The 25,548-nt window shown below is 58.8% G+C and carries 20 protein-coding genes; 1 reads left to right on the top strand and 19 read right to left on the bottom strand.

Translation table 11 applies throughout. The features are described from left to right. Window positions 1-11 precede the first annotated feature (11 nt). Genes addA through IDH41_RS12855 form a run of 3 tightly spaced genes read right to left on the bottom strand, consistent with a single transcriptional unit; the run spans window position 12 to window position 8,824 of the window. A complete protein-coding gene (gene addA / locus IDH41_RS12865) occupies window positions 12-3,872 on the bottom strand; it encodes a helicase-exonuclease AddAB subunit AddA (protein ID WP_449867051.1) in 3,861 nt (1,286 codons plus the stop codon). Beyond that, on the bottom strand, window positions 3,872-7,390 hold the full coding sequence (gene addB, locus IDH41_RS12860) for a helicase-exonuclease AddAB subunit AddB (RefSeq protein ID WP_190861611.1): 3,519 nt from the start codon (window positions 7,388-7,390) through the stop codon (window positions 3,872-3,874). Before addB ends, addA begins: the two co-directional genes overlap by 1 nt. Window positions 7,391-7,423: 33 nt before the next feature. Beyond that, the gene (locus IDH41_RS12855) at window positions 7,424-8,824 is read right to left on the bottom strand and encodes a class I SAM-dependent rRNA methyltransferase (protein ID WP_190861610.1); all 1,401 of its coding nucleotides are present in this window, start codon (window positions 8,822-8,824) and stop codon (window positions 7,424-7,426) included. 107 nt (window positions 8,825-8,931) lie between these two features. Here IDH41_RS12855 and IDH41_RS12850 point away from each other — a divergent pair, with 107 nt between their 5' ends. Beyond that, complete coding sequence (locus IDH41_RS12850) at window positions 8,932-9,894, top strand: Na/Pi cotransporter family protein (protein WP_190861608.1); 963 nt, start codon at window positions 8,932-8,934, stop codon at window positions 9,892-9,894. A gap of 12 nt (window positions 9,895-9,906) precedes the next feature. Here the strand turns inward: IDH41_RS12850 and IDH41_RS12845 are convergent, their stop codons facing one another. From IDH41_RS12845 to IDH41_RS12770, 16 genes are all read right to left on the bottom strand, one after another. Beyond that, window positions 9,907-10,338 (bottom strand): NUDIX hydrolase, encoded by a 432-nt coding sequence (locus tag IDH41_RS12845; protein ID WP_190861607.1) that lies wholly within the window; start codon window positions 10,336-10,338, stop codon window positions 9,907-9,909. Between the two features lie 114 nt (window positions 10,339-10,452). Continuing rightward, window positions 10,453-11,832 (bottom strand): tRNA (N(6)-L-threonylcarbamoyladenosine(37)-C(2))-methylthiotransferase MtaB, encoded by a 1,380-nt coding sequence (gene mtaB / locus IDH41_RS12840; RefSeq protein ID WP_190861605.1) that lies wholly within the window; start codon window positions 11,830-11,832, stop codon window positions 10,453-10,455. Between the two features lie 5 nt (window positions 11,833-11,837). Next, entirely contained in the window at window positions 11,838-12,611 is a 774-nt protein-coding gene (locus IDH41_RS12835; protein ID WP_190861604.1) for an RsmE family RNA methyltransferase, read from the bottom strand. A gap of 52 nt (window positions 12,612-12,663) precedes the next feature. Continuing rightward, window positions 12,664-13,377, bottom strand: coding sequence for a site-2 protease family protein (locus tag IDH41_RS12830; protein WP_190861603.1), 714 nt, complete (start codon window positions 13,375-13,377; stop codon window positions 12,664-12,666). After that, window positions 13,377-14,363 (bottom strand): 50S ribosomal protein L11 methyltransferase, encoded by a 987-nt coding sequence (gene prmA, locus IDH41_RS12825; RefSeq protein WP_190861601.1) that lies wholly within the window; start codon window positions 14,361-14,363, stop codon window positions 13,377-13,379. Before prmA ends, IDH41_RS12830 begins: the two co-directional genes overlap by 1 nt. A gap of 144 nt (window positions 14,364-14,507) precedes the next feature. Next, window positions 14,508-14,714, bottom strand: a complete 207-nt coding sequence (locus tag IDH41_RS12820; protein WP_190861600.1) for a hypothetical protein — start codon at window positions 14,712-14,714, stop codon at window positions 14,508-14,510. Further along, the gene (locus IDH41_RS12815) at window positions 14,714-14,884 is read right to left on the bottom strand and encodes a YfhD family protein (protein WP_190861598.1); all 171 of its coding nucleotides are present in this window, start codon (window positions 14,882-14,884) and stop codon (window positions 14,714-14,716) included. Before IDH41_RS12815 ends, IDH41_RS12820 begins: the two co-directional genes overlap by 1 nt. 103 nt (window positions 14,885-14,987) lie before the next feature. Then, a complete protein-coding gene (dnaJ, locus tag IDH41_RS12810) occupies window positions 14,988-16,112 on the bottom strand; it encodes a molecular chaperone DnaJ (RefSeq protein ID WP_190861597.1) in 1,125 nt (374 codons plus the stop codon). 103 nt (window positions 16,113-16,215) lie between these two features. Further along, a complete protein-coding gene (gene dnaK, locus IDH41_RS12805; RefSeq protein ID WP_190861595.1) occupies window positions 16,216-18,063 on the bottom strand; it encodes a molecular chaperone DnaK in 1,848 nt (615 codons plus the stop codon). A gap of 77 nt (window positions 18,064-18,140) precedes the next feature. Then, the gene (grpE, locus tag IDH41_RS12800) at window positions 18,141-18,707 is read right to left on the bottom strand and encodes a nucleotide exchange factor GrpE (RefSeq protein ID WP_190861594.1); all 567 of its coding nucleotides are present in this window, start codon (window positions 18,705-18,707) and stop codon (window positions 18,141-18,143) included. A gap of 21 nt (window positions 18,708-18,728) precedes the next feature. Beyond that, window positions 18,729-19,754 carry a heat-inducible transcriptional repressor HrcA gene (hrcA, locus tag IDH41_RS12795; protein ID WP_190861592.1) on the bottom strand — a complete coding sequence of 342 codons (1,026 nt, stop codon included), beginning with the start codon at window positions 19,752-19,754 and terminating at the stop codon, window positions 18,729-18,731. Between the two features lie 118 nt (window positions 19,755-19,872). Then, entirely contained in the window at window positions 19,873-20,343 is a 471-nt protein-coding gene (locus IDH41_RS12790; RefSeq protein WP_190861590.1) for an N-acetyltransferase, read from the bottom strand. A 103-nt stretch (window positions 20,344-20,446) separates the two neighbouring features. Further along, complete coding sequence (hemW, locus tag IDH41_RS12785; protein WP_190861588.1) at window positions 20,447-21,607, bottom strand: radical SAM family heme chaperone HemW; 1,161 nt, start codon at window positions 21,605-21,607, stop codon at window positions 20,447-20,449. An 85-nt stretch (window positions 21,608-21,692) separates the two neighbouring features. Beyond that, window positions 21,693-23,510 (bottom strand): translation elongation factor 4, encoded by a 1,818-nt coding sequence (gene lepA, locus IDH41_RS12780; protein ID WP_190861586.1) that lies wholly within the window; start codon window positions 23,508-23,510, stop codon window positions 21,693-21,695. An 83-nt stretch (window positions 23,511-23,593) separates the two neighbouring features. After that, on the bottom strand, window positions 23,594-24,034 hold the full coding sequence (locus tag IDH41_RS12775; protein ID WP_190861584.1) for a hypothetical protein: 441 nt from the start codon (window positions 24,032-24,034) through the stop codon (window positions 23,594-23,596). Window positions 24,035-24,074: 40 nt separating this feature from the next. Next, a complete protein-coding gene (locus IDH41_RS12770) occupies window positions 24,075-25,334 on the bottom strand; it encodes a stage II sporulation protein P (protein ID WP_190862053.1) in 1,260 nt (419 codons plus the stop codon). Window positions 25,335-25,548: the final 214 nt, after the last annotated feature.

Raw genomic sequence — 25,548 nt, 5'->3', positions numbered from 1 at the left:
TTCCCTTCCTCCTATTCCGTAATCGTCTGACCCAGCCGGACGGAGCGCCCCCCGTCGAAGAAGAAGACGTGGCATTCGTCGATCTTGCGGCAAAGGACGGCTTCGATCGCTTCCGCGTACAATTCCAGCTGGAAGCGGTGGCGTTCCGCGGCGAGGTCCCACTGTCCCTTATCGATGCGGTCCGTCTTGTAATCGAGCAGTACGACGCCTTGCGGGTCTTCGAACAAGCAGTCGATGACCCCTTGGATCAAGATCGGCTCGTCCGCGAGGGTCTCGCCGGATGACGGGTAGACCCTGCCGGCCGGGAACATGCAGCTGAACGGCACTTCCCTGCGGACCCAATCCGCCGCCAGCAGTCTGCGGCCGAGCTCGCTATCGAAAAAGGCGGCGACGGCGGTCAAATCGATCGCCTCCGATTGCTTCGCGGTCAACAATCGGAGGTCGATCATGCCGGCGAGCGTCCGCTTCAGCGTCTCTTCGTCCACGCGGCCGGACAGTTCGACATGCTGCATGAGCAAGTGATTCACCGAGCCTTTCTCCGCCGCGGTAAGCGATACCTCTTCCATGAATTTCGGCCTGCGCAGGCGGAACGTCAAGGAACCCGCGCCAGGCCCGCGGTTGCCTGTTGCCTCCCGCTCCGGGTACTCTTCCATCCTCGCCGCGTCGTCGTCCGCTTCCGCATGCAGCCGTTTCATTTCCGTGACCGACGTTTTCGCGGCCAGCGCCGAGGCAGCCGGGTGGGGATACGACCATTCCAGCCGGCTTCTCAGCTCTTCTTCCCGCACCGCGTCCTCGAGAAGCGACAGCGTCGCGACGGCTTGAAGACGATCTTCCGTCTCCGATTCCGTCCGATCCGCCGTCTCGGCGGCTGCGGCGGCCTCGCCGCCGAACAAAGCGGCGGGAACGACGCCCGCCTCCCACTGCGGCGAAGGCGAAGTATCGGCCGAATGATCCGGCGATTCACGCTCTGCCAGTTGTCGCGCCGCCAGCGGGCCAAGCCAATCCATGTACGATCGCGCCGACGCTATCCGGAAATCCGGCATCGATCCGTGCGGGTCGACCGAAGCGTTCCAGCGCTGCAGCTTCGCTTCCGCGTCCGGGACGGAGCCGACGAGGAACATTTTTTCCTTCGGTCGCGTCAAGGCGACATAGAGAATCCGCATCTCTTCGGCCAGCGTCTCCATGCGCATTGCCCTGCGTATCGCCAAGTAGGGAAGCGTCGGATAGCTGATGCGCAATTCGGGATCGACGTAGCGCGGCCCGAAGCCGAGCTCCTTGTGCTTCAGAAAGGCGCTCCGCATATCCTGCTGATTGAACAGCTTCCCGAGTCCGGCGACGAACACGACCGGAAACTCCAATCCTTTGCTCTTGTGGATTGACATGATCCGCACGACGTCCTCCTGCTCGCCGAGCGACCTCGCCGTTCCGAGGTCTCCGCCGCTGTCCCGCATCCGTTCGATGAAACGGAGGAAGCGGAACAGCCCGCGGAAGGAGGTTGCCTCGTACTGCCTCGCCCGGTCGTGAAGGGCGCGCAAATTGGCTTGCCGCTGCGTCCCGCCGGGCAATCCGCCTACGAAATCGAAATACCCCGTCTCGCGGTAGATCGCCCATAGCAAGCCCGCGAGCGAGCCTTGTCTCGCTTCCTCCCGCCAGCGGTCGAGCTTGTCGAGGAACATCGACAGCTTCCTGCGCGCCGCTTCGTCTTGCAGCAGATCCCCCGCCGCCGCGAGTACCGCATCGTAGTACGATTCGCCTGGCGAGGCGATCCGAATGCGGGCCAGCTCCTCCGCGTTCATCGCGAACAGCGGCGAACGAAGCACCGCCGCGAGCGGAATGTCCTGATACGGGTTATCGATGACGCGCAGCAACGACAGCATCGTCTCGACTTCGACGGCGTCGAAATATCCGCTGCTCAGCTCCGCGTAAGCCGGAATTCCGTTTGCTTGCAGCTCTTCGATCAGGATTGGCGCCCACTGCTGCGTGGCCCGCAGCAAAATAACGACGTCCCTCCATTGCAAGGCGCGGCGCTCCCGCCGCTTGCCGTCGTACACCCGGTAGCCTCCGTCAACCAGCCTTTTGAGCTGAGCGGCGATCCAGCGCGCTTCCAGCTGCGCCGTCTTGAGCTCGGCGGCCGATACGGCGGCCGTCGCTCCTTCGACCGGCTCCGCTTCTTCTTCCGAATCCGTCGATTCGAAGCCTCCCTCTGCCTCGTCGGCATCATCCGCGTCCGCTCTGTTCAGCACCGCGAATTCGACCCTGCAGGCGTTCGCCGGTTCGGGGTCCGGATAGGAAGCGCCGCATACGAGCTCCGCGCGATCGTCGTAATCCATCTCCGCCACGTTCTCGCGCATGATCGAGCGGAACACTGCGTTCACGCCATCCACGACCTCGGAGCGGCTGCGGAAGTTTCGCGCCAGATCGATGCGAAGGCCCGGCGCATCGGCATGAGTCTCGTATAGTTGATCATGCTTGGACAGGTAAGCCTTGTATTTGTGCAGGAAAAGCTTCGGCTCCGCCAGTCTGAACCGGTAGATGCTCTGCTTGACGTCTCCGACCATGAACCGGTTGCCCTTGCCCGGCCGTTCGATCAAGGAAACGATCGCTTCCTGCACCATATTGGTATCCTGGTATTCGTCCAGCAAAATCTCGTCGAATTGATTTTGAAATTCGAGCGCGGCCACCGATGGGGACATATATCCGGGAGTCGAGGAGGGATCCCGCAAAATCCGCAGGCAATAATGCTCCAAGTCACCGAAGTCGAGCAGGCCTTTGGCCCGCTTGGCCGCTTCGTAGCATTCTCCGAATTCGATGACCAGCTCCGCAAGCGCGCTCATCAGGGGCGCCAGCTCCCGCAGCTCCTCCAGAAATTGCGCCGCCGTCCGGCCGAACAGCTCGTCGGCGAGCGATGCGATCTGCTTCTTCGCCCCGTCCCTCAGCTCCTTCGCTTGCTCCTGCAGCGCCTTATCGTATTCCTCGCCCCGCATCGCCTTCAGCTTGCCGAACTGCGCCGATTGGAACGGCTCGATCCAGGCCGACCACGGCGTTGTCCGAACGATTTCGGAGAGGCCGTTCACGATCGCCAAATCCTCGTCCAACGTTGCCGCGTACGGGGCGGGACCGGCAGGCAGCCTGGTTAGTTCCAGCGCCTGAAGCAGAAGCGAAGCGGCGCCGTCCAGCGCCAGCCGGACATCCGCCTGAAGGCTCGCGACCCACTCGCTGCGCTCCAGTTCAGCGGCATCCGCGATGCGGAACGCTTCCGCCGTCCGGCGCAGCCAATGCTCCGGCCAAGGATGGCTTTGCGCGAAATCGTACAGCTGTTGGACGAGCCGGTACAGCGGCTCGTCGCCCCGTTCGCCGCCGTACCGGTCGGCGAGGCGGAGAAAGGCGCCGTCGTCTCCGGCTCCCTCGTATTTCCTCTCGAACAGCTGGTCGAGCACGTCGAGGCGCATCAGCTCGCTTTCCGTCTCGTTCGCGATGCGAAAGCCCGGATCGAGACCGATAAGCGGATAATAGCGTCTGATCGCATCCAGGCAGAACGAGTGCAGCGTCGTAATGGAGGCCCGGTTCATCAAGGCAAGCTGGCGCCTCAGATGCTCGGAATCCGGATGCTTCTCCAGCTCCTTCTCGAGCGCCAGCCGGATCCGGTCCTTCATCTCGGCGGCTGCGGCCTTTGTGAACGTGGCGACGAGCAGCCGGTCGACGTCGGTATTCGCCGATATTTTGCGTATGATCCGCTCGACGAGTACGGCCGTCTTCCCCGAGCCCGCGGCCGCGGCGACCAGAATGTTGGAGCCGCTCGTGACGATGGCGTCCCATTGATCGTCGGTCCACGTGGTGCCCGCCGGTTTCGGCGAATCCTTTGCGGTATGCATCATCCTTCGTCTCCCTCCAGCCGCTGCCAAATTTCGTCCTTCGAAGGCTTGCCGAGCTTCCGGTACTCATTCCCGTCAAACTGCGCGTCGAACTGGCAAACCGCCTTGTAATCGCAATACTGGCAAGGCGATTTGGCTCCGATGCGGTAAGGCTCGATCTTCACCTCGCCGGAAGCGATCTCGCCGCCGATCCGGCCGATCGTCTTCCTGACGGAGCGGCGCAGCGCGTCCCACTGCCCGCCCGTGACGACCGAAGAGCTGCTATAGAAGCTGCCGTCGCGCTTGATGGCAACGGGCAGCAGCTCCGAATGTCCGGCCTCCAGCTCGCCGTCCATCAGCCGGACCGTCTCGGCTTCCGCCGTTACGAGCCCACGCATTTTGTACCGCTTAAGCAGCTTCCCGCCGATGTCGGACGGGCTTGCGCGATTGGAAAGCGCGAGCATCGGGTTATGGACGTGAAAATACAATACGCCGGCAGGATGGACCGGCTGGCCCAGCCAGCCCTGCGCATGCGTAAGCAGGACGTCGAGATAAGTGAGCATTTGGAGCGACAGCCCGTATGCCACTTCCTCAAGCCGAAGCTGGGTCGCGCTCGATTTGTAATCCAGGACGCGCAGAAGCAGTCCCTGCTCCGACTCCGCGGCGTCGACGCGGTCGATTCGGCCGATCAGTTCGATGACGCCGCCGTCTTCAAGCGGAATCGCCAGCGCCGGCAGCGTGCCACCCGGCCCGAAATCGACTTCCGTCCCGACCGGACGAAATTCCGCCCGGCGGGCATGCTCGCCGAGCATGAGCGCAGCTTGTCCGACGATTTCCTTCAGCTTGCGCGCGATATATTGGAATCTGCCGCTGCTCAGCAAAATTTGGGATTGCAGCTTCGGCGCGAGTTCCTCGACCGTCTTGGCCGCGGCCGCCTTCAGCTCCAGGGCGGGCGTCTGCCCCCAGCGATGGCCGAGGCTCGAGGCCAGCCTGCTGAGCGCGGCATGGAATAGCTGGCCGACGTCGGGCGATTCGAGCCGGTATTGCTTCCGTTCGCGAAGCTTCAGCCCATGGATGGCGAAATGCTGGAACGGGCACGACACGAACCGTTCCATGCGCGATACGCTCACCTGCAGATTCTCGCCGTATAATTGCCTTGCCGTACTTAGCGTCAGCAGCTGCTCCTGGTTCACGTACGCAAGCGAGGACGTCAGCAGCTCAAGCTTCTGCTGCCAATCCGGCCTAACGGCGTACCAGTTGTAGAGATCCCACCAGAACGGCGCGATGGATTCCCCCTGCTTCCATCTCCGAATGGCCGCGATCAAGTAGGAGAGCGTCCTGCCCGGCCTGGAGACGAATCCGCTCTGCTCGGCGGCCGACAAGCCCGGGGAAGGCTCGGCGGCCGCGCCAATGATCGGAATGCCGGGAAACAGCTGGCGAACATGCCGCACGATTTCCGAAGGCAGCAGGCTCTTGCCTTCCTCGTCCGCCTGGGCCCAGCTCAACCATAAATGGCTGCTCGGCGTCGTCAGCGCGTTGTAGATCAAGAAGCGCTCGTCGAGCAAGCGCCGCCTCACGCCCGGCGCCATCACGACACCGTCCTCGGCCAGCCTCTCGCGCTCCGGTTCGGTCAGAATGCCGTCCTCCTTCACCCGCATCGGCATATTGCCGTCGTTGGCACCGAGAACGTAGCAGACGCGGACGTTGCCGGACCTCGTCCGGTCCATGCTGCCGATCAGCGCCTGATCGAGCGCGGGCGGGACGGCGGCCAGCTTCAGGCTGTCGAGTCCCGCCTCGACCATCCCCGCGAACAGCTCCTGCGACATGGCTTGCGGCCCGGCCAGCTCCACCAGCTGATCCATCAGCTGCATGACGCCGTCCCATAACTGGCGGTGGTTTCTCGCCCGCCGCGGGTTGCCGCGTTCCATATCGCCCGCGCTCCAACGCTCGAGCCGGTCGGCGGCGCCAATGTCGTCAAGCAAGCGGTAGAGCGCCGCGCACATCGCGCGCACGTCGGCCGCTTTCTTCATCGCTTCGCCGAACCGCTTGAGCGGCGGCACGATCGCTTCTCTGGCCGCGAGGGCGATCTCAAACTCGCGCCTTGCCTTCCCGCTGACCGAAGCTTCCATCTCGTCGTCCTCGTCGAGAGAAACGTTCGCCAGCGGCCGCCAGCTCTTCTTGTCCAACCACTTCCAGCCGTCGATGCCGGCGGCAAGCGCGTAGTTCTCGAGCCTGTCGAACCATTCCCGCGGCAGCCTGTCGTCCAGCGGATAGAGCATCTCGGTCTTGATGCACCGGAACACGGCATCGTACCGCCAGCCGAACAGCACCGTCTCCAGCGCGGAGCGGATAAATTCGACGAGCGGATGATGGACGGCCTTCTCCTTCCGGTCGACGAAATAGGGGATGCCGTAATCGTCAAATATAAGTTCGATATAATCGGTATAATCCTCGGCATTCCGAACCATAACCGCCATATCGCGCCAGCGCAGCCCCTCGGTTCGCGCCCTGCGGACCATGTCGCGGGCGACGGCTTCCACTTCCGCCCTGCGGCTCGCCGCGGCGTGCAGCGATACGCCGCATCGGCTCGATTCGGGTTCGAACGCCGCGCGATCCGGAAGCAGCATCGGCACCCGGTCGTCGTAATGCTTCTCCAAATGCGCCAGCATCGGGCTGTCGATAAATCTCGCAGCTTGCCCCCCGTCAAGCAGGACCGGAGGCCGGACCGACGCGCCGTACGCCTCGGCCAGCTCCATCAGCTTGCCGTACGTTTCCGCGGCGGGGTGAAACAGGTCAAGCTCATGAGGCTTCTCGCCGGGCCCGTACGCCCGGTCCAGCGTAAGCGAAACGGTCACCTGCGCGGCCGAAGCCATTAGCGCGCCGAGCGCTTCGTATTCGGTCGGGGTAAAACCGTAAAAACCGTCGACCCACACTTCCGCGCCCCTCATCGAAGGCGCCTCCGCGAAGCCTGCGCGCAAATAATGCAAATAATCTTCCGCGTCCACGTAAACGCCGGCAAGCTCCTGCTCCAGCTGCGCGTAAATAAGCTGCAAATCGTGGAGCTTTCGCTTCAGCAGCGCCGATTCGGACGAGGCCGTCTCCTGCGAAGCCGTCTTCGCTTCCAGGAACGAGGCGTCGATGCCGTACCGCTTCCACTCCGTGAAAAGCTCGGCCAGACGGTCGATGAAGCCCGGCTGCTCCGCGCCGTTCGGATACAGTTCCAGCCGATTGCCCAATCGGTGCACGATTTTGTACAGCAGCATATGCTTGCCGGTATCGCCGATCGGAACGAGCGCCGTCCCGCCTGTCTCCTGCATGACCCGGAAGGCGAGCCTTCGGAAGCTGAGCGCCTGCGCCCGGATCGTCCCGCCCGGACCGTTCTGGAGCAGGGCGTATTCGGTTTGAAAAGTCGCCTGCTCCGGCACGAGCATGATGAGCGGCGGTCCATCCGGCCGTACGCTCAGACGTTCTCTGATCTCGCTCAGACAATAAGCGGTCTTCCCCGTTCCCGAGCGGCCTATGACAAACTGGAGCGACATGCGCAGCTCTCCCTTCTGTGCAAAATCGTCGGTTTATTTGCTCCTTACTTCAAATATCGCGAACTTCAAATAATGGCCTTCGTTCACGCCGAGAAGCTGCGGATGGTCTTTGCCCGCCGCGCGCCACTCGACGAGCCGGAGCAGCTTGCCCGCATCGGCCGCCGCTTCCTGGATCGTCTCTAGGAATAGCTCCGGGCGCATATGATACGAGCAGCTTGCCGTCACCAAATAGCCGCCGTCGTTCACCAGCTTCATTCCCTGCAGATTGATGTCCTTGTAGCCGCGGCAGGCGCCGGGCACCGCGCTCTTCGACTTCGCGAACGCCGGCGGGTCCAATATAACGACGTCCCACGTCCGCCCTGCCGGACCTTCCATCTTCTTCGATGTATCGATGCCGCCGCCGCCGCGCAGCTTCCGCTCGTCGATCGCCTTCACCTGCGAGCGCAAATAATCGAAAGCGTCGGCGACGACGAATTCGACGCGGTCCTCGAAGCCGTTTCGGACCACGTTCCGTTTCGCGGTTTCGATCGCATGCTCGGATACGTCCAGGCACGTTACTTTCTTCGCGCCGTACTTGCAGGCATGCAAAGTAAAGCTGCCCGTATGCGCGAAGCATTCGAGCACGGAAGCGCCGTCCCAATACGGAAAGGTAACGATCTTCCCGTTCGAATTGACGGGAACGAGCTCACCGGCTGACGAACCGGACTCCGATAATGCTTCCGCTCCGCCTGCCTGCGCAGTCGCCCGGTCTGCCAGGCGGATGCCGCTGCGGCTTCCCCAGCCCGTCATCAGCGGTTTGATTGCCGCCCTGTTTTCCCGCTGATCGAAGAAGTAGCCGGTTTTCTGTCCCTCGACGATATCGACCTCCAGCTTAAGCCCGTTTTCCTCGATCTCGATTACGACCGGGCATTCCCCGTACAAGACGCCCGTACGCTCTTCGAGCCCTTCGAGGGCGCGTACGCTTACGTCGCTCCGCTCATAGATGCCCTGAGGCCGGAACACCTCGACCAGCGCTTCGATCAGCTCGTCCCGCCTGCCGTCCATCCCCAGCGTGAGCAGCTGCACCACGAGCACGCCTCCGAACCGGTCCACGACGAGTCCCGGCAGGAAGTCGGCTTCGCCGTACACCAGCCTGCAATCGGCGTCCGCGACGAAGCGGCGGCGATGATTCCGGCAATCGAGCAACCGGGACTTGAAAAATTCGGCGTCCATCGCCTGTATCGGCTTGTACGAAACGACGCGTACCGTAATTTGCGACTTCGGATTCCAATAGCCCGTCGCCAAGTAACGGCCTTGATGCGTGACGACGTCGACGAGGCCGCCGGGCTGTGCTTCTCCTTCCAGCCGGTCGATTTCGGACGCGTAGATCCACGGATGACCTTGCTCCAACCTTTTTTTCCTAGCTTTCTGTAACCAGATTTTCGGATTGCTCACGATTGCGCTCGTCCCCTCTATGAACTGCTTGTCATGCTTGTCTTTCTTGCGGCATATGTATAGCTACGAATCTAACTTTTCGTCGAAAAAAAGAAGGAGACCCTCCCATGGTTCAGACGATTCTCGTTCCGATGCTGCTCGGATTTTCGGTCTTCATGTGCGGCATGAAGCTGATGGAGCTCGCGCTGCACCGGCTCGCCGGCCCTTACTTGAACGGCCTATTGGAACGTTCGACCGCCACGCCTATCCACGGGCTTGCGATCGGCACCGCCTCCACCGCCTTCCTGCAAAGCAGCACGGCCGTCACCGTCATCGCGATCGGCATGGTCAATGCCAGATTGCTTACCTTTCCCAGAACGCTAGGGATCATTCTAGGCACGAATATCGGCACCTGCATTACGACGGAGCTGATCGGTCTTAACCTGAACAAGCTGGCCGTTCCTCTGCTCATAACGTCGATCGGCTTATGGCTGACCACGGCGCTTCTCGGCGAAGTCCGCCTCGTTCCCGCGCTGCGCGGCTTCAAATGGCTGGAACAAATCCGTTCCTCCTCCGTTGCCTTATGCGGCTTCGGGCTTCTGCTGACCGGCATTACGATGATGCAGGTCGTCGGCCCGGCGATTCAGGGCAGCGACATGTTCAGGTGGTTTCTGGCGAAAGCCGGGGAGAACCTATGGTGGGGACTGGCGGCCGGCGCGGTGCTGACCGCGGCCGTCCACAGCAGCGCGGCCGTCATCGGTATCATTATGGGCTTCGTCTCGATCGGCGCGATGCCGATCGAGATCGGCATCGCCGTCGTCCTGGGCGCCAACGTCGGGACGTGCGCGACGGCGTTGCTCGCTTCCATCGGAGGTTCCAAGGCCGGCCAATACGTCGCCTGGTCGCATATCGTGCTCAATCTCGGCGGAGCGCTGCTCTTCATGCCCTTTATCGGTGAGCTTGACGCGGTATCCTCATGGCTTGCCTCGACGCCAGCCGGCACGATCGCCCATTCGCAAACGATCTTCAACATCCTGAGCTCGCTCATCGCCCTGCCGTTTTGCTATTTGCCGGTATTCCGCAAAGTATGAACCGCTTCGCCTTTATTCGGCCTGAATGCCGAGCAGGCGAAGCGCGCCCGACAGGATCCGGTGGTTATTGTCGTAACCGGACTGCTTCTGGCGCCGCCAAGCATCCAGCGGGTCGAACCAGTCCACGCCGCGGATTTCTTCCACCTGCGCCTGCAGGGAGCCGCCTACCGCTTCGACCAGGTAGTAATGCACCTCTTTGTTCACGGTTCCGAAAGTTTCATGCTCGTACGTGTATTTAATTTGGTCGATCGGCGCGATGATTTTGCCCTCCAGTCCCGTTTCCTCGGCGATTTCCCTGAGCGCGGTCTGTTCGACGGTCTCGCCGGCCTCCATCTTCCCTTTGGGCAGCGAAACTTTCCCGTAACGGTCCTGAATCAGCTGAATTTGCAGCTTTCCTTGCTCCGTGTGGCGGTATACGACGCCGCCTGCCGAAATCTCCTTCATGCCTGGCTCCCCCTTGCAACGTTTACTGGTTAGTATATGCAGCAAAGGATTCCTCCATCTATTCCGCACCCGGAACCGATGAGCAAAGGAATCCTCCGCACGGTCAGCATTCAATTAGGCTCTCATCGCTTCCGGACGCTCCAATACGAAGCTATGCGGCTCCTGCGGCGGCCGATCGTCCAGCACGCGAACCAGCTTGCCCTTGCACTCATTGACGCCGGCTTCCGTAATCTTCACGCGGCACAATTGCCCGATCAGCGACTCGGAGCCTTCGAATACGACTTGAATGTAGTTGTCGGTGTAGCCCATGACCATACCGGTGCCCGGCGCGCCTTTGTAATCCCGTTCGGGAATGACGTCGAGCACTTGGCCGACATGCTTCGACGCGTATTGCAGCTGCATCTTCTCGGACAAGTCGATCAGCTTGTGAACGCGCTCGTTCTTCACTTCCTCGTCCACTTGATCCTCCATGCGTGCGGCCGGCGTGCCGGTTCGCTTGGAATAAGGGAACACGTGCATTTCGGCGAACTGCAGCTCCTCCATGAATCGGTAGCCGCTCTCGAACATTTCCTCGGTCTCGCCGGGGAAACCGACGATGACGTCCGTCGTGATCGCGACGCCCGGCATCGCTTCATGCAGCCGCTTGATCTTCGCGGCGAATTCCTCCGTCGTATATTTGCGGCGCATCCGCTTAAGAACCGAATTTTCGCCCGCCTGAAGCGGAATATGAAGATGTCGGCACATTTTGCTGGAACGGTTGAGCACGTCGATCATCGCGTCGTCGATCTGGCTCGCCTCGATCGAGCTGATTCTTATCCGCTCCAGCCCTTCCACCTTGTCCAAATCCCAGAGCAGGCTGGTCAGGTTGTAATTTTCCATATCGTCGCCGTATCCGCCGGTATGAATGCCCGTCAGGACGATTTCCTTGTAGCCGGAGGCGACCAGCTGCTTCGCCTGCTCGAGCACGCTTTGCGGCGCGCGGCTGCGCGACAGCCCGCGCGACCAAGGAATGATGCAGAACGTGCAGAAGTTGTTGCAGCCCTCCTGGATTTTCAGGAAGGCGCGCGTCCGTTCCGTGAAGTCCGGCACGTTCAGCTCTTCGAAGTCCCGCGTCTTCATAATGTTTCGCACCGCGTTGACCGGCTTGCGGTCCGCTTGAATCTGTCCCACGTAGTCCATGATTTTGTCGCGGTCCTGCGTTCCGATGACGAGGTCGACGCCTTCGATCGCCATGATCTCCGCGGGCGACGTTTGCGCGTAGCATCCGGTAACCGCAATGACCGCGTCGGGATTGCGGCGAACGGCGCGCCGGATAATTTGGCGGCTTTTTTTGTCGCCCGTATTCGTTACCGTGCAAGTATTGATCAAATAGACGTCCGCGGTCGATTCGAAATCGACCTGCTCGTAGCCTTCGTTTTTGAACAGCTGCCAGATCGCTTCCGTGTCGTAGAAGTTTACTTTGCAGCCAAGTGTATAAAATGCGACCGTTGGCATAATGGTCACGCTCCTCCCATTTCTCCGGATTCATATAGCAGGCAGGTTAATCCGACGATTCCTGCCGTTTCCGTCCGCAATATCCGTTTGCCGAGACCGACCGGAACGGCACCGGCCGCTTCCGCTTCCGCCGCTTCCCGCTCCGTGAAGCCGCCTTCCGGGCCGACGATGAGCAGCACGCTGGCGGATCCGGCGTCTCTCTCTCCCGCCCATTCCCGCACGGCCGTTCGAATTCCTTTGCCGCGGGCGGCGTCTCCTTCGCGCTCGTAGCAGAACAAAGCCAAATCGTACGAGCCGATCGCACTCATCAGCTCCCGCCAGCCAAGTACCGAACCGATTTCCGGAATCCGGCTGCGATGCGCTTGCTCCGCCGCTTCCTTGGCGATTTTGCTCCACCGCTCGATACGTTTCGCTTCCTTCTTGCCGTCGTATTGGACAACCATTCGCTCCGATTGGAACGGCATGAAAGCATAGGCTCCGATCTCGGTGCCCTTCTGGATGACGAGCTCCATCTTGTCGCCTTTCGGCAAGCTCTGCGCGATCGTTACCGACCACGCGGGCTCGCCGTCGCTCGGCAGCATCCGTTCGATATCGGCCGTAATTTGCATCGGCGTCGCCTCCCGGACGACGACGAGCGCCGTACGCGACTCCCCGTCGCTGACGATGAATTTATCGCCCGGCTTCGTGCGCATGACCCGAACGGCATGATGCGCGTCGTCGCCGACAATGCGGACCTCGGAGCTTCGAAACTGCCCCGCCGCTACAAAATATCGTTGCATTGTTGTTGTCAAACCACCCTTAAACGAATTCCATCCTCCATCATACCATGCTTCACACGGAAAAATCTATGATCAACCGCTGCCAGTCGAGCGGAGCGAATACCGCTTCGCACCACGAAATGAGCGTAAACATGATATCGCCGGACAACCCCAGAATCGGGTCGAGCGTGACCGCCCTCAGCGGCGGGATAAATACGATGAGCAGAAAGATGAACATCCCCCACTGCACGTTCTGATCCATCTTGTACCGGATGCGCACAGGCATGAGATCCGCGATAATCCGATAACCGTCAAGCGGCGGCAGCGGAATGAGATTAAAGATGAAGAGCAGCAGATTCATCGAAATCAAATAGTAAAAAAAATGAATAAGCGCTTTGTACACGCCGACCGAGCCCGCATGCAGCAAACCCGTTTGGTTCAGAACATACAGGAGGATCATGCCGATGACGGCCATGAGCAAATTGCTTAACGGGCCGACCGCCGATACGACGATCCCCATCAAGCGCGGGTTTTTGAATCGGCTCGGATTGACGGGCACGGGTCTCGCCCAGCCAAAGCCCGCGATCAGAATAAGAATGGTGCCGAGTATATCGAGATGTACGCGCGGATTGAGCGTCACCCTGCCGGCTTTATATGCCGTATCGTCGCCGAATTTATAGGCGCTGTACGCATGTGCGAATTCATGAACGGTGAACGCGAGGATCAGTACCAACGCGATGAAGGGCAGATCTTCAATCGGATACCATAAAAAACGCTGCAAATCCATTAAACCACCTGCGGCTTTCTCGCCACGAACGCGATCCAATCCTCGTCGCGGCGTTTCTCGACGATTTCGAAGCCGGAACGGACCAAGCCCTCTTCGACGTCGGATTCCTTGTTTTTGTATACGCCGGATGCGATATAAATACCGCCCGGTCTCAGCGCCGCATAAACGTCATCAATAAACAGCAAAATGATTTCCGCCAAAATATTCGCCACCACCAGATCGACCGGCAAGGTCACGCGAAGCGATCCGCCGACTTCGCCATCGGTGCCGTCTTTAAGCACGCCAAGCAAATCGCTTAGCCGTACCTCGACCTGCCCGGACAAATCGTTCAGCTTCACGTTCTCCGTCGCGCTGGATACGGCAACCGGATCCAGATCGAGCGCCAGCACGCTCTTCGCTCCTAGACGGCAAGCCCCGATCGCCAATATGCCGGAACCGGTGCCCACGTCGATTACCTCTTCTCCGCCGCGTACGACGGACTCCAGCGTCTGCAAGCATAGCGCCGTCGTCGGATGCGTTCCCGTGCCGAATGCCATGCCCGGATCCAGTTCGATAATGCGCTCGTTCTCACCGGCCTCGTACGTTTCCCAAGTCGGCTTGATCGTCAGCGTGTCGGAAACGCGCAGCGGCTTGAAATATTGCTTCCAGGCGGTCGCCCAATCCTCGTCGTCCACGACGGCGGCCGAATAAGCGACGTCGCCCGGATCGATATCGAACTCCCGCAGCTGTTCGATTCTCGGCTTCAGCGCCTCGAGCAGTGCGCCGGTATCGGTATCCTCGTGAAAGTATCCCTTGATCACGGCCTGGCCTTCGGGAATGTCGTTAAGCGGAAGCTCGTACCACTGACCGAGCGACGTATCGCGCGGCTTGTTAAGCGACCCGGACTCCTCGATGGATACGCCTCCCGCTCCCATTTCATGCAAAAAATTCGAAATCATCTCCTGCGCCTCTTCGGTCGTCGAGATCGTTACTTCATGCCATTTCATATGTATGCTCCTCCATTACCCTACGTATAAACGCACGACTTTAGTCTTATAAAAATCTAACCTCTATTGTACAACATTGCAACGCCTCTGCACAAAAAACGGAATGAAATAAAGCCTGCGGCATGACGCCGCAGGCTTATTCGTTCAGATGATCGTCGTATCCGTGTTTCCGCCGATCTGGCGGATCAAATGCAGAGCGCGTTCGGCCACCTCTTCGTCGACCGTAGCCGTCAGCAGGCCGCTCTCGGGCATGCCGCCGACTTCGAACGCGCGCAGCGCTTGTAGCTTATGCAACGCTTCCTGAGCGGCGCTCTCGCCGTCGAAGCTGGCCCGTATTTCAACCTGACTCATTACTGTTCCTCGTTGCGCTCATCCGCCGCAGCCGCGCGTTCCATCGCTTTGCGGTCGGCTTCGTCCGCAAGCTCCTCGGAAAATTCCACGTCCTCGTTCTTGCCGGTCGGCAGCTCGGCGAAATTCACTTTTTCCAAGTCGTTGTTATCATCCATGTTTTTATTGTCCATCTTCGCTTCCTCCATTCGTGTGCTGCTGGATCATTTCCTCGAATAGATTGCGCCCGTCCTTCGAATCCTATTCAATGCTCGCCAAAAAAGAAGACGTTCCGCGCTATTCGCCGCGGAACGCCTTCTTCATACGTTCAAATATGGATTCATGATGTTCAGGGCCATCGTTATGATCGCCGGCCAAGCCGCCGAATTGGCGGAGCAGCTCCTTCTGGTCGTCAGTCAGGCCGGTTGGCGTGACGATCGTTACTTTCACGTGCTGATCGCCTTGCCCGTAGCCCCGCAGCTTCGGTACGCCTTTCCCTTTGAGCCGGAAATATGTTCCGGTCTGCGTGCCGGCCGGCACCTTCAGCTTCACCTTCTCCGTCAGTGTCGGGATTTCGATCTCGTCCCCGAGTGCGGCCTGCACGAACGTAAGCGGAACCTCGCAATAGATGTCGTCGCCTTCGCGTTCGAAAAACTCATGCGATTTGACCCGGATCACGATATACAGATCGCCTGCGGGGCCGCCGCGAAGTCCGCCTTCGCCCTCGCCGGACATCCGGATTTGAGCGCCGTCGTCCACGCCTGCCGGAATCCGGATCTTGATTTTACGTTGGCGCTTCACCTTGCCGGCGCCATGACAGGTGCCGCATTTTTCTTTAATAATGCGTCCCGTGCCGCTGCAGTTCGTACAAGCGCGGCGATTGACCATGCGGCCGAACGGCGTGTTCTGGACGACCTCCTGCTGCCCGCTGCCCTTACATACCGAACAGGTATCCGGCTTCGTTCCGGGTTTTGCGCCGTTGCCGTGGCAAGTGTCGCATGTTTCGGTACGCGGAATCGTAATCTCCGTTTCCTTGCCGAATACCGCTTCCTTGAACTCGACGGTCATCGTATACTGCAGGTCGTTGCCTCGCTGCGGCGCGTTCGGATCGCGCCGGCCGCCGCCCCCGCCGAAGAACATATCGAAAATATCGCCGAAGCCGCCGCCGAAATCGGCGCCGCCTCCGCCCATACCCTGATTCGGATCGACATGCCCGAAGCGATCGTAGGTCGCGCGCTTGCCGTCGTCGCTCAGCACGTCGTAAGCTTCCTTCACTTCCTTGAATTTCGCCTCCGCGTCCGTCGCCTTGTTCACGTCCGGATGGTACTGCCTGGCCAGCTTGCGGTACGATTTCTTGATATCTTCGGTCGAAGCGTCCTTGCCGACGCCGAGCACCTCGTAATAATCGCGTTTATCTGCCACCTGTTCTCACCTCCGTTATATCTTATGATGCCATGCGCATAAACGCAAGAAAGAAGGCCAAAGCCAGGAAAGCGCCTGTCTTTGACCTCTTGCCCGCTACACTTTATTTTTTGTCGTCGACGACTTCGTAATCGGCGTCGACTACGTTATCTTTATTCGCCTTCGAAGCGCCGGCATCGCTTGCGCCAGCGTCGCCTTCGGCCGCTCCGGATCCTTGCGCAGCTTGTTCGTACAGCTTAACCGAGAGCTGTTGGATGATTTGCGTCAATTCTTCCGTTGCCGCATTGATTTGCTCCAGATCGTCGGTCGCAAGCGCTGCCGTCACTTTTTCTTTCGCGGCGTTCGCTTTTTCGATTTCGGACGGATCGACCTTGTCGCCAAGATCTTTGATCGTCTTGTCGACGGAGTAGACCAATTGGTCTGCGCTGTTCTTCGCTTCGACAAGATCGCGGCGCTTGCGGTCTTCCTCCGCATTCAGCTCGGCGTCCTTCATCATTTTTTCGATTTCTTCCTCGCTCAGGCCGCTCGAGGACGTGATCGTAATTTTTTGGCTCTTGCCCGTGCCTTTGTCGAGCGCGGACACGTTCACGATGCCGTTGGCGTCGATATCGAACGTAACTTCGATTTGCGGTACGCCGCGCGGTGCCGGAGGAATATCGTTCAACGTGAAGCGTCCGAGCGTTTTGTTGCCGTTTGCCATCGAGCGTTCGCCCTGCAGGACGTGAATTTCAACGCCCGGCTGATTGTCCGCGTACGTCGAGAATACTTGCGATTTGCTTGTAGGAATCGTCGTGTTGCGCTCGATCATTTTCGTAAATACGCCGCCTGCCGTCTCGATACCGAGCGACAATGGCGTAACGTCGAGCAATACGACGTCTTTCACGTCGCCGGTCAGTACGCCCGCTTGCACGGCCGCGCCGAGGGCAACGACCTCGTCCGGATTAACGCCTTTGTGCGGCTCTTTGCCGATCAGCTTTTTAACGGCGTCCTGCACGGCGGGAATACGCGTCGAACCGCCGACAAGAACCACCTTGTCGATATCGCTTGGCGACATGCCGGCATCGCTGAGCGCTTGGCGAGTCGGGCCGAGCGTACGCTCTACCAGCGCGGCCGAAAGCTCATCGAACTTCGCGCGGGTCAGGCTCATCTCCAAGTGCTGAGGCACGCCGTCTACCATTGTAATGAACGGCAGCGAAATCGCGGAGGTCAGTACGCCCGAAAGCTCTTTTTTCGCTTTTTCCGCAGCGTCCTTCAAGCGTTGAACCGCCGCTTTATCTTTGGAAAGATCGATGCCTTGATCCTTCTTGAATTCGTTCACGAGATAGTCGATGATCACTTGGTCGAAGTCGTCGCCGCCGAGCTTGTTGTCGCCGCTCGTCGCTTTTACTTCGAAGAAGCCGTCGCCGAGCTCGAGGATCGAGACGTCGAACGTACCGCCGCCAAGGTCGTAGACGAGAATCGTTTGATCTTCGGATTTCTCAAGTCCGTACGCAAGCGCGGCTGCCGTAGGTTCGTTGACGATGCGGAGCACTTCGAGGCCCGCGATTTTGCCTGCGTCCTTCGTCGCTTGGCGCTGGCTGTCGTTGAAATAAGCCGGAACGGTGATTACCGCTTGCGTTACCGTTTGGCCGAGGTAGGCTTCCGCGTCGGATTTCAGCTTTTGCAGAATGATCGCCGAAATTTCCTGCGGCGTGTACTCTTTGCCGTCGATCGTTTCTTTGTGGTTCGTGCCCATGTGGCGTTTGATCGAGATGATCGTGCGGTCCGGGTTCGTGATGGCCTGGCGCTTCGCCGTTTCGCCGACGACGCGCTCGCCGTCTTTCTTGAAGCCTACGACCGAAGGCGTCGTGCGGTTGCCTTCCGGATTAGGAATAACGACGGCTTCCCCGCCCTCCATGACGGCAACGCAGGAGTTGGTCGTGCCAAGGTCAATACCGATAACTTTACTCATCGCTTAGTTCCTCCTAAGACTTATTTTAATAAGCTGTATGTGCATTCGTTATAAATAGAAAAAAAGGCGGTCGCCTGCTAGCCGCTGACTTTGACCATTGCGGGACGCAGAACTTTCTCTTTCAGCATGTAGCCCTTCTGCATCTCCTCGACGACGATGCCTTCCTCATGCTCGTCGGATTCGACCTGCATGACCGCCTGATGGAATTCGGGATTAAACGGCTGGCCGACGACCTCCATCGCTTTGAGCCCTTCTTGCTCGAGCGCCTGCGCCAGCTGGCGGAAAATCATGTCCACGCCTTTTGCAAGCGAGTCGAAGTCCCCGTTGGCCGATGCGGCGGCGACGGCGCGCTCGAAGTTATCGACGACCGGCAGCAGCTGTCCGATCAGCTTCATGGAAGCGTATTGTCCGAGCTCTTCTTTTTCCTTCTGCGTGCGACGGCGGAAGTTATCGAAGTCCGCTTGCGCGCGTAAGTATCGTTGTTGGCTTTCCTCGAGCTGCTTCGCCAGCTCCGCGTAGCGCGCGTCGTCCGAGGCCGCTTCCTTTGCCGGTTCCGCAGCCTGCTCCGCTTCTTCACGGGCAACAACCTCTTCGGCAGCCTCGACCGGTTCTGCCGCTTCGTTTTGTTGTTCCTTCGTACTCATACGTTCACCTCCTTAAACGAATCATTTATACCAGCGGCTCAGAAGAACCGACATATCCTTGGAAATGAGATCCAAGAGACGAATAACTTTGCCGTACTCCATCCGGGTAGGCCCCAAAATACCGATCGTGCCGAGCGATTGGCCGTCAATCGCGTAAGTCGCCGTGATCAGGCTGCAATCGCTGATTGCCTTGTGGTCATTTTCTGTTCCGATCCGCACTTGTATACCCGAAGGCAGACCGGAAATCATTTTCAAAATCGTAGGCGTTTCGTCGAGCAGATCAAGGATCGTCTTCACTTTGTCGACGTCCTTGAATTCCGGCTGCGTCAGCATATTGGTCGTGCCGCTCATGTAGACCCGATGATCGTCGTCGTTTTGCAGCGTTTGATCAAGCACCTGCAGCAGCTGCTCGTAGCGATCGACATGCCTCTCCAGCTCCTGACCGACTTCCGTATAAAGCTTCGAGCGCAGGCGGACAAGCGGAACGCCGACCAGCTTCGCGTTCAAAATATGGACGACCTTCTCCATGTCCTCCATCCTGACGCCGTCCGGAATCGCAATCGTCCGGTTCTCGACATGCCCCGTATTCGTCACGATGATCGCGACCGCGGAGTTTTGATCGAGCGGAACGAGCCCGAAATGCTTCAGCGAATTGCTGAACATTTCCGGTCCGAGCAGGATCGATGTATAGTTCGTCAAGTTGGACAGAATCGTGGCCGTGTGCTGGATGACTTGCTCCATTTGATTCATCTTGTCCGTTACGAACGAGCGGACCATGCCGATCTCGTTCTCGTCCGCTTCGTTCAGCTTTACGAGATGGTCGACGTAATAGCGGTAGCCTTTCGTTGAAGGGACGCGTCCTGCTGACGTATGCGGCTGCTCCAGAAATCCCAGCTCCTCCAAATCCGCCATTTCGTTGCGGATGGTGGCCGGGCTGAAGCCAACGTCGCCGCGTTTCGAAATGCTCCGCGAACCGACCGGCTCGGCCGAGCGAATATAATCATCCACTATCGCGTGCAAAATCAACCGTTGTCGTTCCGTAAGCATTCGAACTCCCCCTTAAGAATAGGCTTTGCGCTGTCATCGTTCCCCATCGTTAGCACTCAATACGGTCGAGTGCTAATCATTAATACAAAAATACCAAACCGGCTTGACGATTGTCAAGTCAGTTCAGTATTTTTAGGACCGCTATTTCATCGCAGGCAAGCTGCTTCGGACAGTTGACGCAATCCTTCCAAACCTTCTCGGGGAAAATTTCCTTGTCGACGACCGAGAAGCCGTTTTTCTCGAAAAACGATACCGCGTACGTGAGCGCCATAATTTTCGGGATGTCCTGTTCCCTTGCTTGTTCGATCAAGGCCTCCACGAGCCTGCTCCCGATCCCGAGACCCTTATAGCCCTCGGACATGCCGAGCGAACGGATCTCGACCAGATCTTTGCCGAGTCTCGTCAAGGCGCCGCAGCCGACGACCTCGTCCCCGATCTCCGCCACGACGAACGTATCGATCATACGGGCCAGCGCTTCCCGTGTGCGAGGCAGCATAATGCCTTTCTCGGCATATCCTTTAATTAATTGAAACAATGTCTCGACGTCGCCCGACGTCGCTTGTCTGCATACGACCTGCAATGCCTGCATTTATGCCTTCGCCTCCACCCGGTACAGGTTCAAAATCAATATGAATAAATATACAACACTACGCATTTTAACTCAAGAGATTTTTTACCTGTCCGTGCCCGGGTTAGCCGATGAAGGCGCCGAATACTTCGTTGCCGAGAAGCACGCCTTTATCGGTCAGCTTATAAATCGTGTTCTCGTCCTTTTGCGCCTTCTCAAGCAAGCCGTCCTTCGTAAGCTTGTCGATAACCGCGCCGAATTTGTCCTCCAGCCGCCGTCCGCCGAACTGCTCGGCGAACCGGGATGCGGGAACGCCCTCGAGCAGCCTGAGGCCGACCATCATGAAATCCTCCATTGCTTCCTCCTCCGGCACCTCGAACGTCTCCAGGCGCGGCAAGCCCGCCGCAGCGGCTTCGATGTACGGGGTGATGCCCTTCAGGTTCACGTGGCGGACCCGGTTCGCGTATCCGTGCGCGCCGGCTCCCAGGCCGTAATACGACTCGTTGCGCCAGTAGGTGGAGTTATGCCGGCTTTCGAAGCCGGGTTTTGCGAAATTGCTGATTTCATAATGCGCGTAACCGTTCGCCTTCATCATGTCCATCAGCAGGATATACATATTGAATTCCTCCTCTTCCGGAGGAAGCGGCAGCTCGTTGCGTTCGTACAGCTTGTGGAACAGCGTATTTTCTTCCACTTTAAGGCTGTATATCGAATAATGCGGCAGCTCGAGCGCAAGCGCGCGTCTCACGCTTTCCGCCAGCAGTTCCAATGTCTGCCCGGGCAGCCCGAACATCAAATCGATCGACAGGTTCGAGAAGCCGACCGAACGCGCATTTTCCAAGCTGCGGTATACGTCGTCGACATTGTGGATACGCCCGATCCGCTCCAGTAATCCGTTGTCGAACGATTGGACGCCGAAGCTGATCCGGTTCACGCCGCCTTCCTTCATGGCAGCCAGCTTCTCGATATCCGTCGTGCCGGGGTTGGCTTCCATCGTAAATTCCGCGTCCGGCGCAAGCGGGAAGTGTCTGCGCACGTCCGACAGGAACCTTGCCATCTGAACGGGCGTAAGGACGGTCGGCGTCCCTCCGCCGACGAAGACGGTATCGATCCGCTCCGGCGGAAGCACCCCCGCCGTACGGCGCATCTCCTGCTCAAGCGCATCGAGGTATTGGTCGACTGGCTGCCCTTTGAGCACATAGGACGTAAAATCGCAATAATGGCATTTGTTCGTGCAGAACGGGATATGGATATACAGCGCCTTCGGCGACTGAATCAGACTCATCGTTGATTCCCTCCTTCAATGGAAGCTTGCGATAAAAAAAAGAAAAAAGAGAGAGCCGCGCTCTCCCTCATCCTCGTACGGTTGTTTAATCCTCGTCGATTTTGAGCACCGCCATGAACGCTTCCTGCGGCACCTCCACGCTGCCAACCTGCTTCATCCGCTTCTTGCCTTCCTTCTGCTTCTCGAGCAGCTTCCGCTTCCGGCTGATGTCGCCCCCGTAGCATTTGGCAAGGACGTTCTTGCGCATCGCCTTCACCGTCTCGCGGGCGATGACCTTCGTGCCGATCGAAGCCTGTACGGGCACCTCGAACATCTGGCGCGGAATAAGCTCCTTCATCTTCTGGCAGATAACCCGTCCGCGCTGGTACGCGCGGTCGCGGTGCACGATGACGGACAATGCGTCGACCTGCTCGCCGTTCAGCATGATGTCCATCTTGACCAGGTTCGAGCGGCGGTAGCCGGACAGCTCGTAATCGAACGAAGCGTAGCCCTTCGTGCTCGACTTCAGCTGGTCGAAGAAATCGTATACGACTTCCGACAGCGGAATCTGGTACGTAAGCGTCACCCGGTTCGTGTCCAAATACTCCATATTCACGAATTCGCCGCGTTTGCTTTGGCAAAGCTCCATGATTGCTCCGACGTAATCGTTCGGCACGATGATCGAAGCTTTCACGAACGGCTCTTCGACGAAATCGAGCTTGCCCGACTCCGGATAATTGGACGGGTTGTCGATTTCGATCACATCCCCGTTCGTCAGCGTTACTTTATATATAACGCTCGGCGCCGTCGTAATGAGCGGAATGTTGAATTCCCTCTCGATCCTCTCCTGTATGATTTCCATATGAAGCAAGCCCAGGAAGCCGCAGCGGAAGCCGAAACCGAGCGCCGTCGACGATTCCGGCTCATACCTCAGCGACGCGTCGTTCAGCTCGAGCTTCTCCAGCGCCTCGCGAAGATCGTTATAGTCCTGCGTCTCGATCGGGTACAGGCCGCAGAATACCATCGGGTTGATTTTGCGGTAGCCCGGCAGCGGCGCGGGCGCCGGCTGCTTCGCGTCCGTAACGGTATCGCCGACGCGCGTGTCCTTCACGTTCTTGATGCCCGCGACAATGAAGCCGACGTCGCCAACCGCGAGCTCGTCGACGATCGACATCCGCGGCTTGAACGCGCCGACCTCGATCACCTCGAATTCCGCGCCCGTCGCCATGAACCGGATTTTTTTGCCGGCCTTGATGCTGCCGTCCATGACCCTGACGTAGACGATAACGCCTTTGTAAGGATCGTAATGCGAATCGAAGATAAGCGCCTTCAGCGGCTTATCCGGGTCTCCGGTCGGCGCCGGCACCTTCGCGACGACCTGCTCCAATATTTCCTTGATGCCGATGCCGGCTTTGGCCGAAGCCAGCACCGCGTCGCTCGCGTCCAGCCCGATGACGTCCTCGATTTCCTGCTTGACCCGCTCCGGCTCCGCGCTAGGCAAATCGATTTTGTTCACGACGGGCAATATTTCAAGATTGCTGTCCAGCGCCAAGTAGACGTTCGCAAGCGTCTGCGCCTCGATGCCCTGCGCCGCGTCCACGACGAGCAGCGCGCCCTCGCATGCGGCCATGCTGCGGGACACCTCATACGTAAAGTCGACGTGTCCGGGCGTATCGATCAGGTTAAGCAAATATTCCTCGCCGTCGTCCGCGCGGTAAGACAACCGAACGGCCTGCAGCTTGATCGTAATGCCGCGCTCCCTCTCCAAATCCATCTGGTCGAGAACCTGCTCCTGCATCTCGCGGGACGACAGCGCTCCGGTATATTCTAAAATCCGGTCGGCAAGCGTAGACTTTCCGTGGTCTATATGCGCGATAATGGAAAAATTTCGAATTTTCTTTTGTCGGTCACGTACGTCCGTCATGCCTAACCCCCACAATTTCCAATAATGCTAATCATTCCTCCTATTATATCAGTTAAGATGACGCCCAGCAATGTGCATTATTATCATTTAATGAGCCCGTCAAAGATCGATACGACGAGCCGGATGCCTTCGCTTGACATGCTTTGAAGCAGGCCGGACGTGGAATCGGCGATTTTGTTGACGGCCGATTGATCGTTCTCCAGCGGGATGCCGGGCAGCCGCTCGTTCTCGCCGCCGGCCATGGTCGCGTCCGGCTCGGGCGCGGACGAGTCGTCCCCTGTCGAAGCGAGACGCTTCACCTCCTCCAGCTCCCGCTCGAGCTCGGCGATTTTCCGCTGCTGCTCGGTCGTAAAGCCCGAAGCCGCTTCCGCAGACGGTTCAGGCGCAGGCGCCTCCGCGAATTCCCCGCCTTCGATCGGTCCGTTGATCCGCTCGATGCCGGCCGTGGTCATATCGATGCCGTACACGACGATTACGGCTAGCGCCGCCCCAAGCACCGCCCACTTGAACGATTTCCGCTTCATGGCTCATTCATCCTTTCGTTGTCCTTTTCGGGGGATACGGCTAGCTTTCCGTCCCCTTCGCCGATACCTTCTCGTCAGCCCAATAAATTTCGGATATGACTTCGGCGAGCGCGTCTGCCGTCCGGTACGATTCCGCGAGCGTGTTGTCCACCCCGCCGACCTCGATCAGCACGCTTTCCGGCGCGAGCGATTGATTGTATTCCGCGTTGCCGCTCGCCGCCGTTTTGCCCCAAATGCCGCGCGATATGCCGGGGTATTTTTTGTCCAGCGCCTCGTGGATTTTGGTAGCGAACGCCTCGTTCTTCTCCCAGTCCGGGTTTTTGTGGCCGATAATGAAATAAACCTGCGCGTAGCTTTTGCCGTCAATTTCGATCGTCGTATACTTCCGCTTCTGGGAATCCCGGTGCAAATCGAAAAACAGCTTCAAGTCCTTGCTGCTGGCGATCGCTTCCTTCACCGTCTTCATGGAATATTTGTAGGACAGCTCCCAACGGTAATCCCGGATCGCCGTCGGATAATCCGTATCGGAATGCTGCGCGCCGACGCCGTTCTCCTCGAGCTTCCGCGCGAGCCGCTCCCCTACGAGCGTAATGTTCTTCGTGGCCGAATTCGGATCCTTGTTCTTATCGGTCAACTCCGGATACCACGATTCGCGGTTATGGGAATGATAGATGAACGCGACTTTTCGGTCGCCGGTCGTCGGCTTCGCCGGCGCGTCCGGCTCATCGTCCTTGCCGCCCTCGGCGGGCTCCTCCTGCGGCTGATCGCCGCCAGGCGTCGGCTGCGGCTGCGCGCCTCCGTCCGCTTCCCCTTCGTTCCCCGGCTCCTGCTTCCCCTCGTCCGGGTCATGAACGATCGGCGCGTTGTCCTCCGGTCCGACTTCCGTGTCCGTTCCGATGCCTTTGCGAATGAGAAACGCGTCGCCCGCGCTCATGCCGGGAAGCTCGCCCGCCAGCAGGCTTTTCGGATCGGCCGGATTGATATCGGTTAACGCCCTCAGGAACAAGGCGCTGATTTGTTTGGAATTAAACGATTCCGTCCGGCTGCTGCTCTGAAACGCTGGCATCTCCATCTCTAGCATATCCCCAAAAAAACCGCCGGATACGGAGGCCGCGAATCCTTTCATCGAATTGACAGGGGACGCGGCCGATTGCTGATGCGCCATGCCGGCGATGCCGAGCATGACAAAGAACAGCATCGAACTGAATGAGAGCAGCGCGAATATCCGCCCGGTGACCAGAAGCTGCTTCAGGCGCCTGCTTCCGTTGCCGACGTCCAGCAGCATAATGTTTCGTTTCATCAAGTTCCATACCTCCCGCTTTCCGTGATGTGACGACTGAGTTACTACTAAACTATGAGAGTAAGGGGATTAATAGAACCGGGCTCGTCAAAGAGATTCGGATTTTGCTAGAATGGGGCGCTGCGCATTCGGATCGTCAGTGTCGTAACGGACGCCAGAGCCGCTATTTGATCGAAATGGAGCTAATTGAAAATGTAACGGACATGAGCGATCT

The sequence above is a fragment of the Paenibacillus arenilitoris genome, assembly GCF_014705655.1.
Lineage (GTDB): Bacteria > Bacillota > Bacilli > Paenibacillales > Paenibacillaceae > Pristimantibacillus > Pristimantibacillus arenilitoris.
This window is presented reverse-complemented; position numbering and strand designations above follow the sequence as displayed.

Bases quoted from the DNA above. Each gene is read 5' to 3' on its own strand.
- prmA (WP_190861601.1), bottom strand. From the start codon at position 14,363: ATGAAATGGCATGAAGTAACGATCTCGACGACCGAAGAGGCGCAGGAG.
- IDH41_RS12815 (WP_190861598.1), bottom strand. From the start codon at position 14,884: ATGGACAATAAAAACATGGATGATAACAACGACTTGGAAAAAGTGAAT.
- IDH41_RS12850 (WP_190861608.1), top strand. From the start codon at position 8,932: ATGGTTCAGACGATTCTCGTTCCGATGCTGCTCGGATTTTCGGTCTTC.
- grpE (WP_190861594.1), bottom strand. From the start codon at position 18,707: ATGAGTACGAAGGAACAACAAAACGAAGCGGCAGAACCGGTCGAGGCT.
- addB (WP_190861611.1), bottom strand. From the start codon at position 7,390: ATGTCGCTCCAGTTTGTCATAGGCCGCTCGGGAACGGGGAAGACCGCT.
- addA (WP_449867051.1), bottom strand. From the start codon at position 3,872: ATGCATACCGCAAAGGATTCGCCGAAACCGGCGGGCACCACGTGGACC.
- mtaB (WP_190861605.1), bottom strand. From the start codon at position 11,832: ATGCCAACGGTCGCATTTTATACACTTGGCTGCAAAGTAAACTTCTAC.
- IDH41_RS12790 (WP_190861590.1), bottom strand. From the start codon at position 20,343: ATGCAGGCATTGCAGGTCGTATGCAGACAAGCGACGTCGGGCGACGTC.
- IDH41_RS12770 (WP_190862053.1), bottom strand. From the start codon at position 25,334: ATGAAACGAAACATTATGCTGCTGGACGTCGGCAACGGAAGCAGGCGC.
- lepA (WP_190861586.1), bottom strand. From the start codon at position 23,510: ATGACGGACGTACGTGACCGACAAAAGAAAATTCGAAATTTTTCCATT.
- IDH41_RS12775 (WP_190861584.1), bottom strand. From the start codon at position 24,034: ATGAAGCGGAAATCGTTCAAGTGGGCGGTGCTTGGGGCGGCGCTAGCC.
- IDH41_RS12845 (WP_190861607.1), bottom strand. From the start codon at position 10,338: ATGAAGGAGATTTCGGCAGGCGGCGTCGTATACCGCCACACGGAGCAA.
- IDH41_RS12820 (WP_190861600.1), bottom strand. From the start codon at position 14,714: ATGAGTCAGGTTGAAATACGGGCCAGCTTCGACGGCGAGAGCGCCGCT.
- dnaK (WP_190861595.1), bottom strand. From the start codon at position 18,063: ATGAGTAAAGTTATCGGTATTGACCTTGGCACGACCAACTCCTGCGTT.
- IDH41_RS12835 (WP_190861604.1), bottom strand. From the start codon at position 12,611: ATGCAACGATATTTTGTAGCGGCGGGGCAGTTTCGAAGCTCCGAGGTC.
- IDH41_RS12830 (WP_190861603.1), bottom strand. From the start codon at position 13,377: ATGGATTTGCAGCGTTTTTTATGGTATCCGATTGAAGATCTGCCCTTC.
- hemW (WP_190861588.1), bottom strand. From the start codon at position 21,607: ATGAGTCTGATTCAGTCGCCGAAGGCGCTGTATATCCATATCCCGTTC.
- hrcA (WP_190861592.1), bottom strand. From the start codon at position 19,754: ATGCTTACGGAACGACAACGGTTGATTTTGCACGCGATAGTGGATGAT.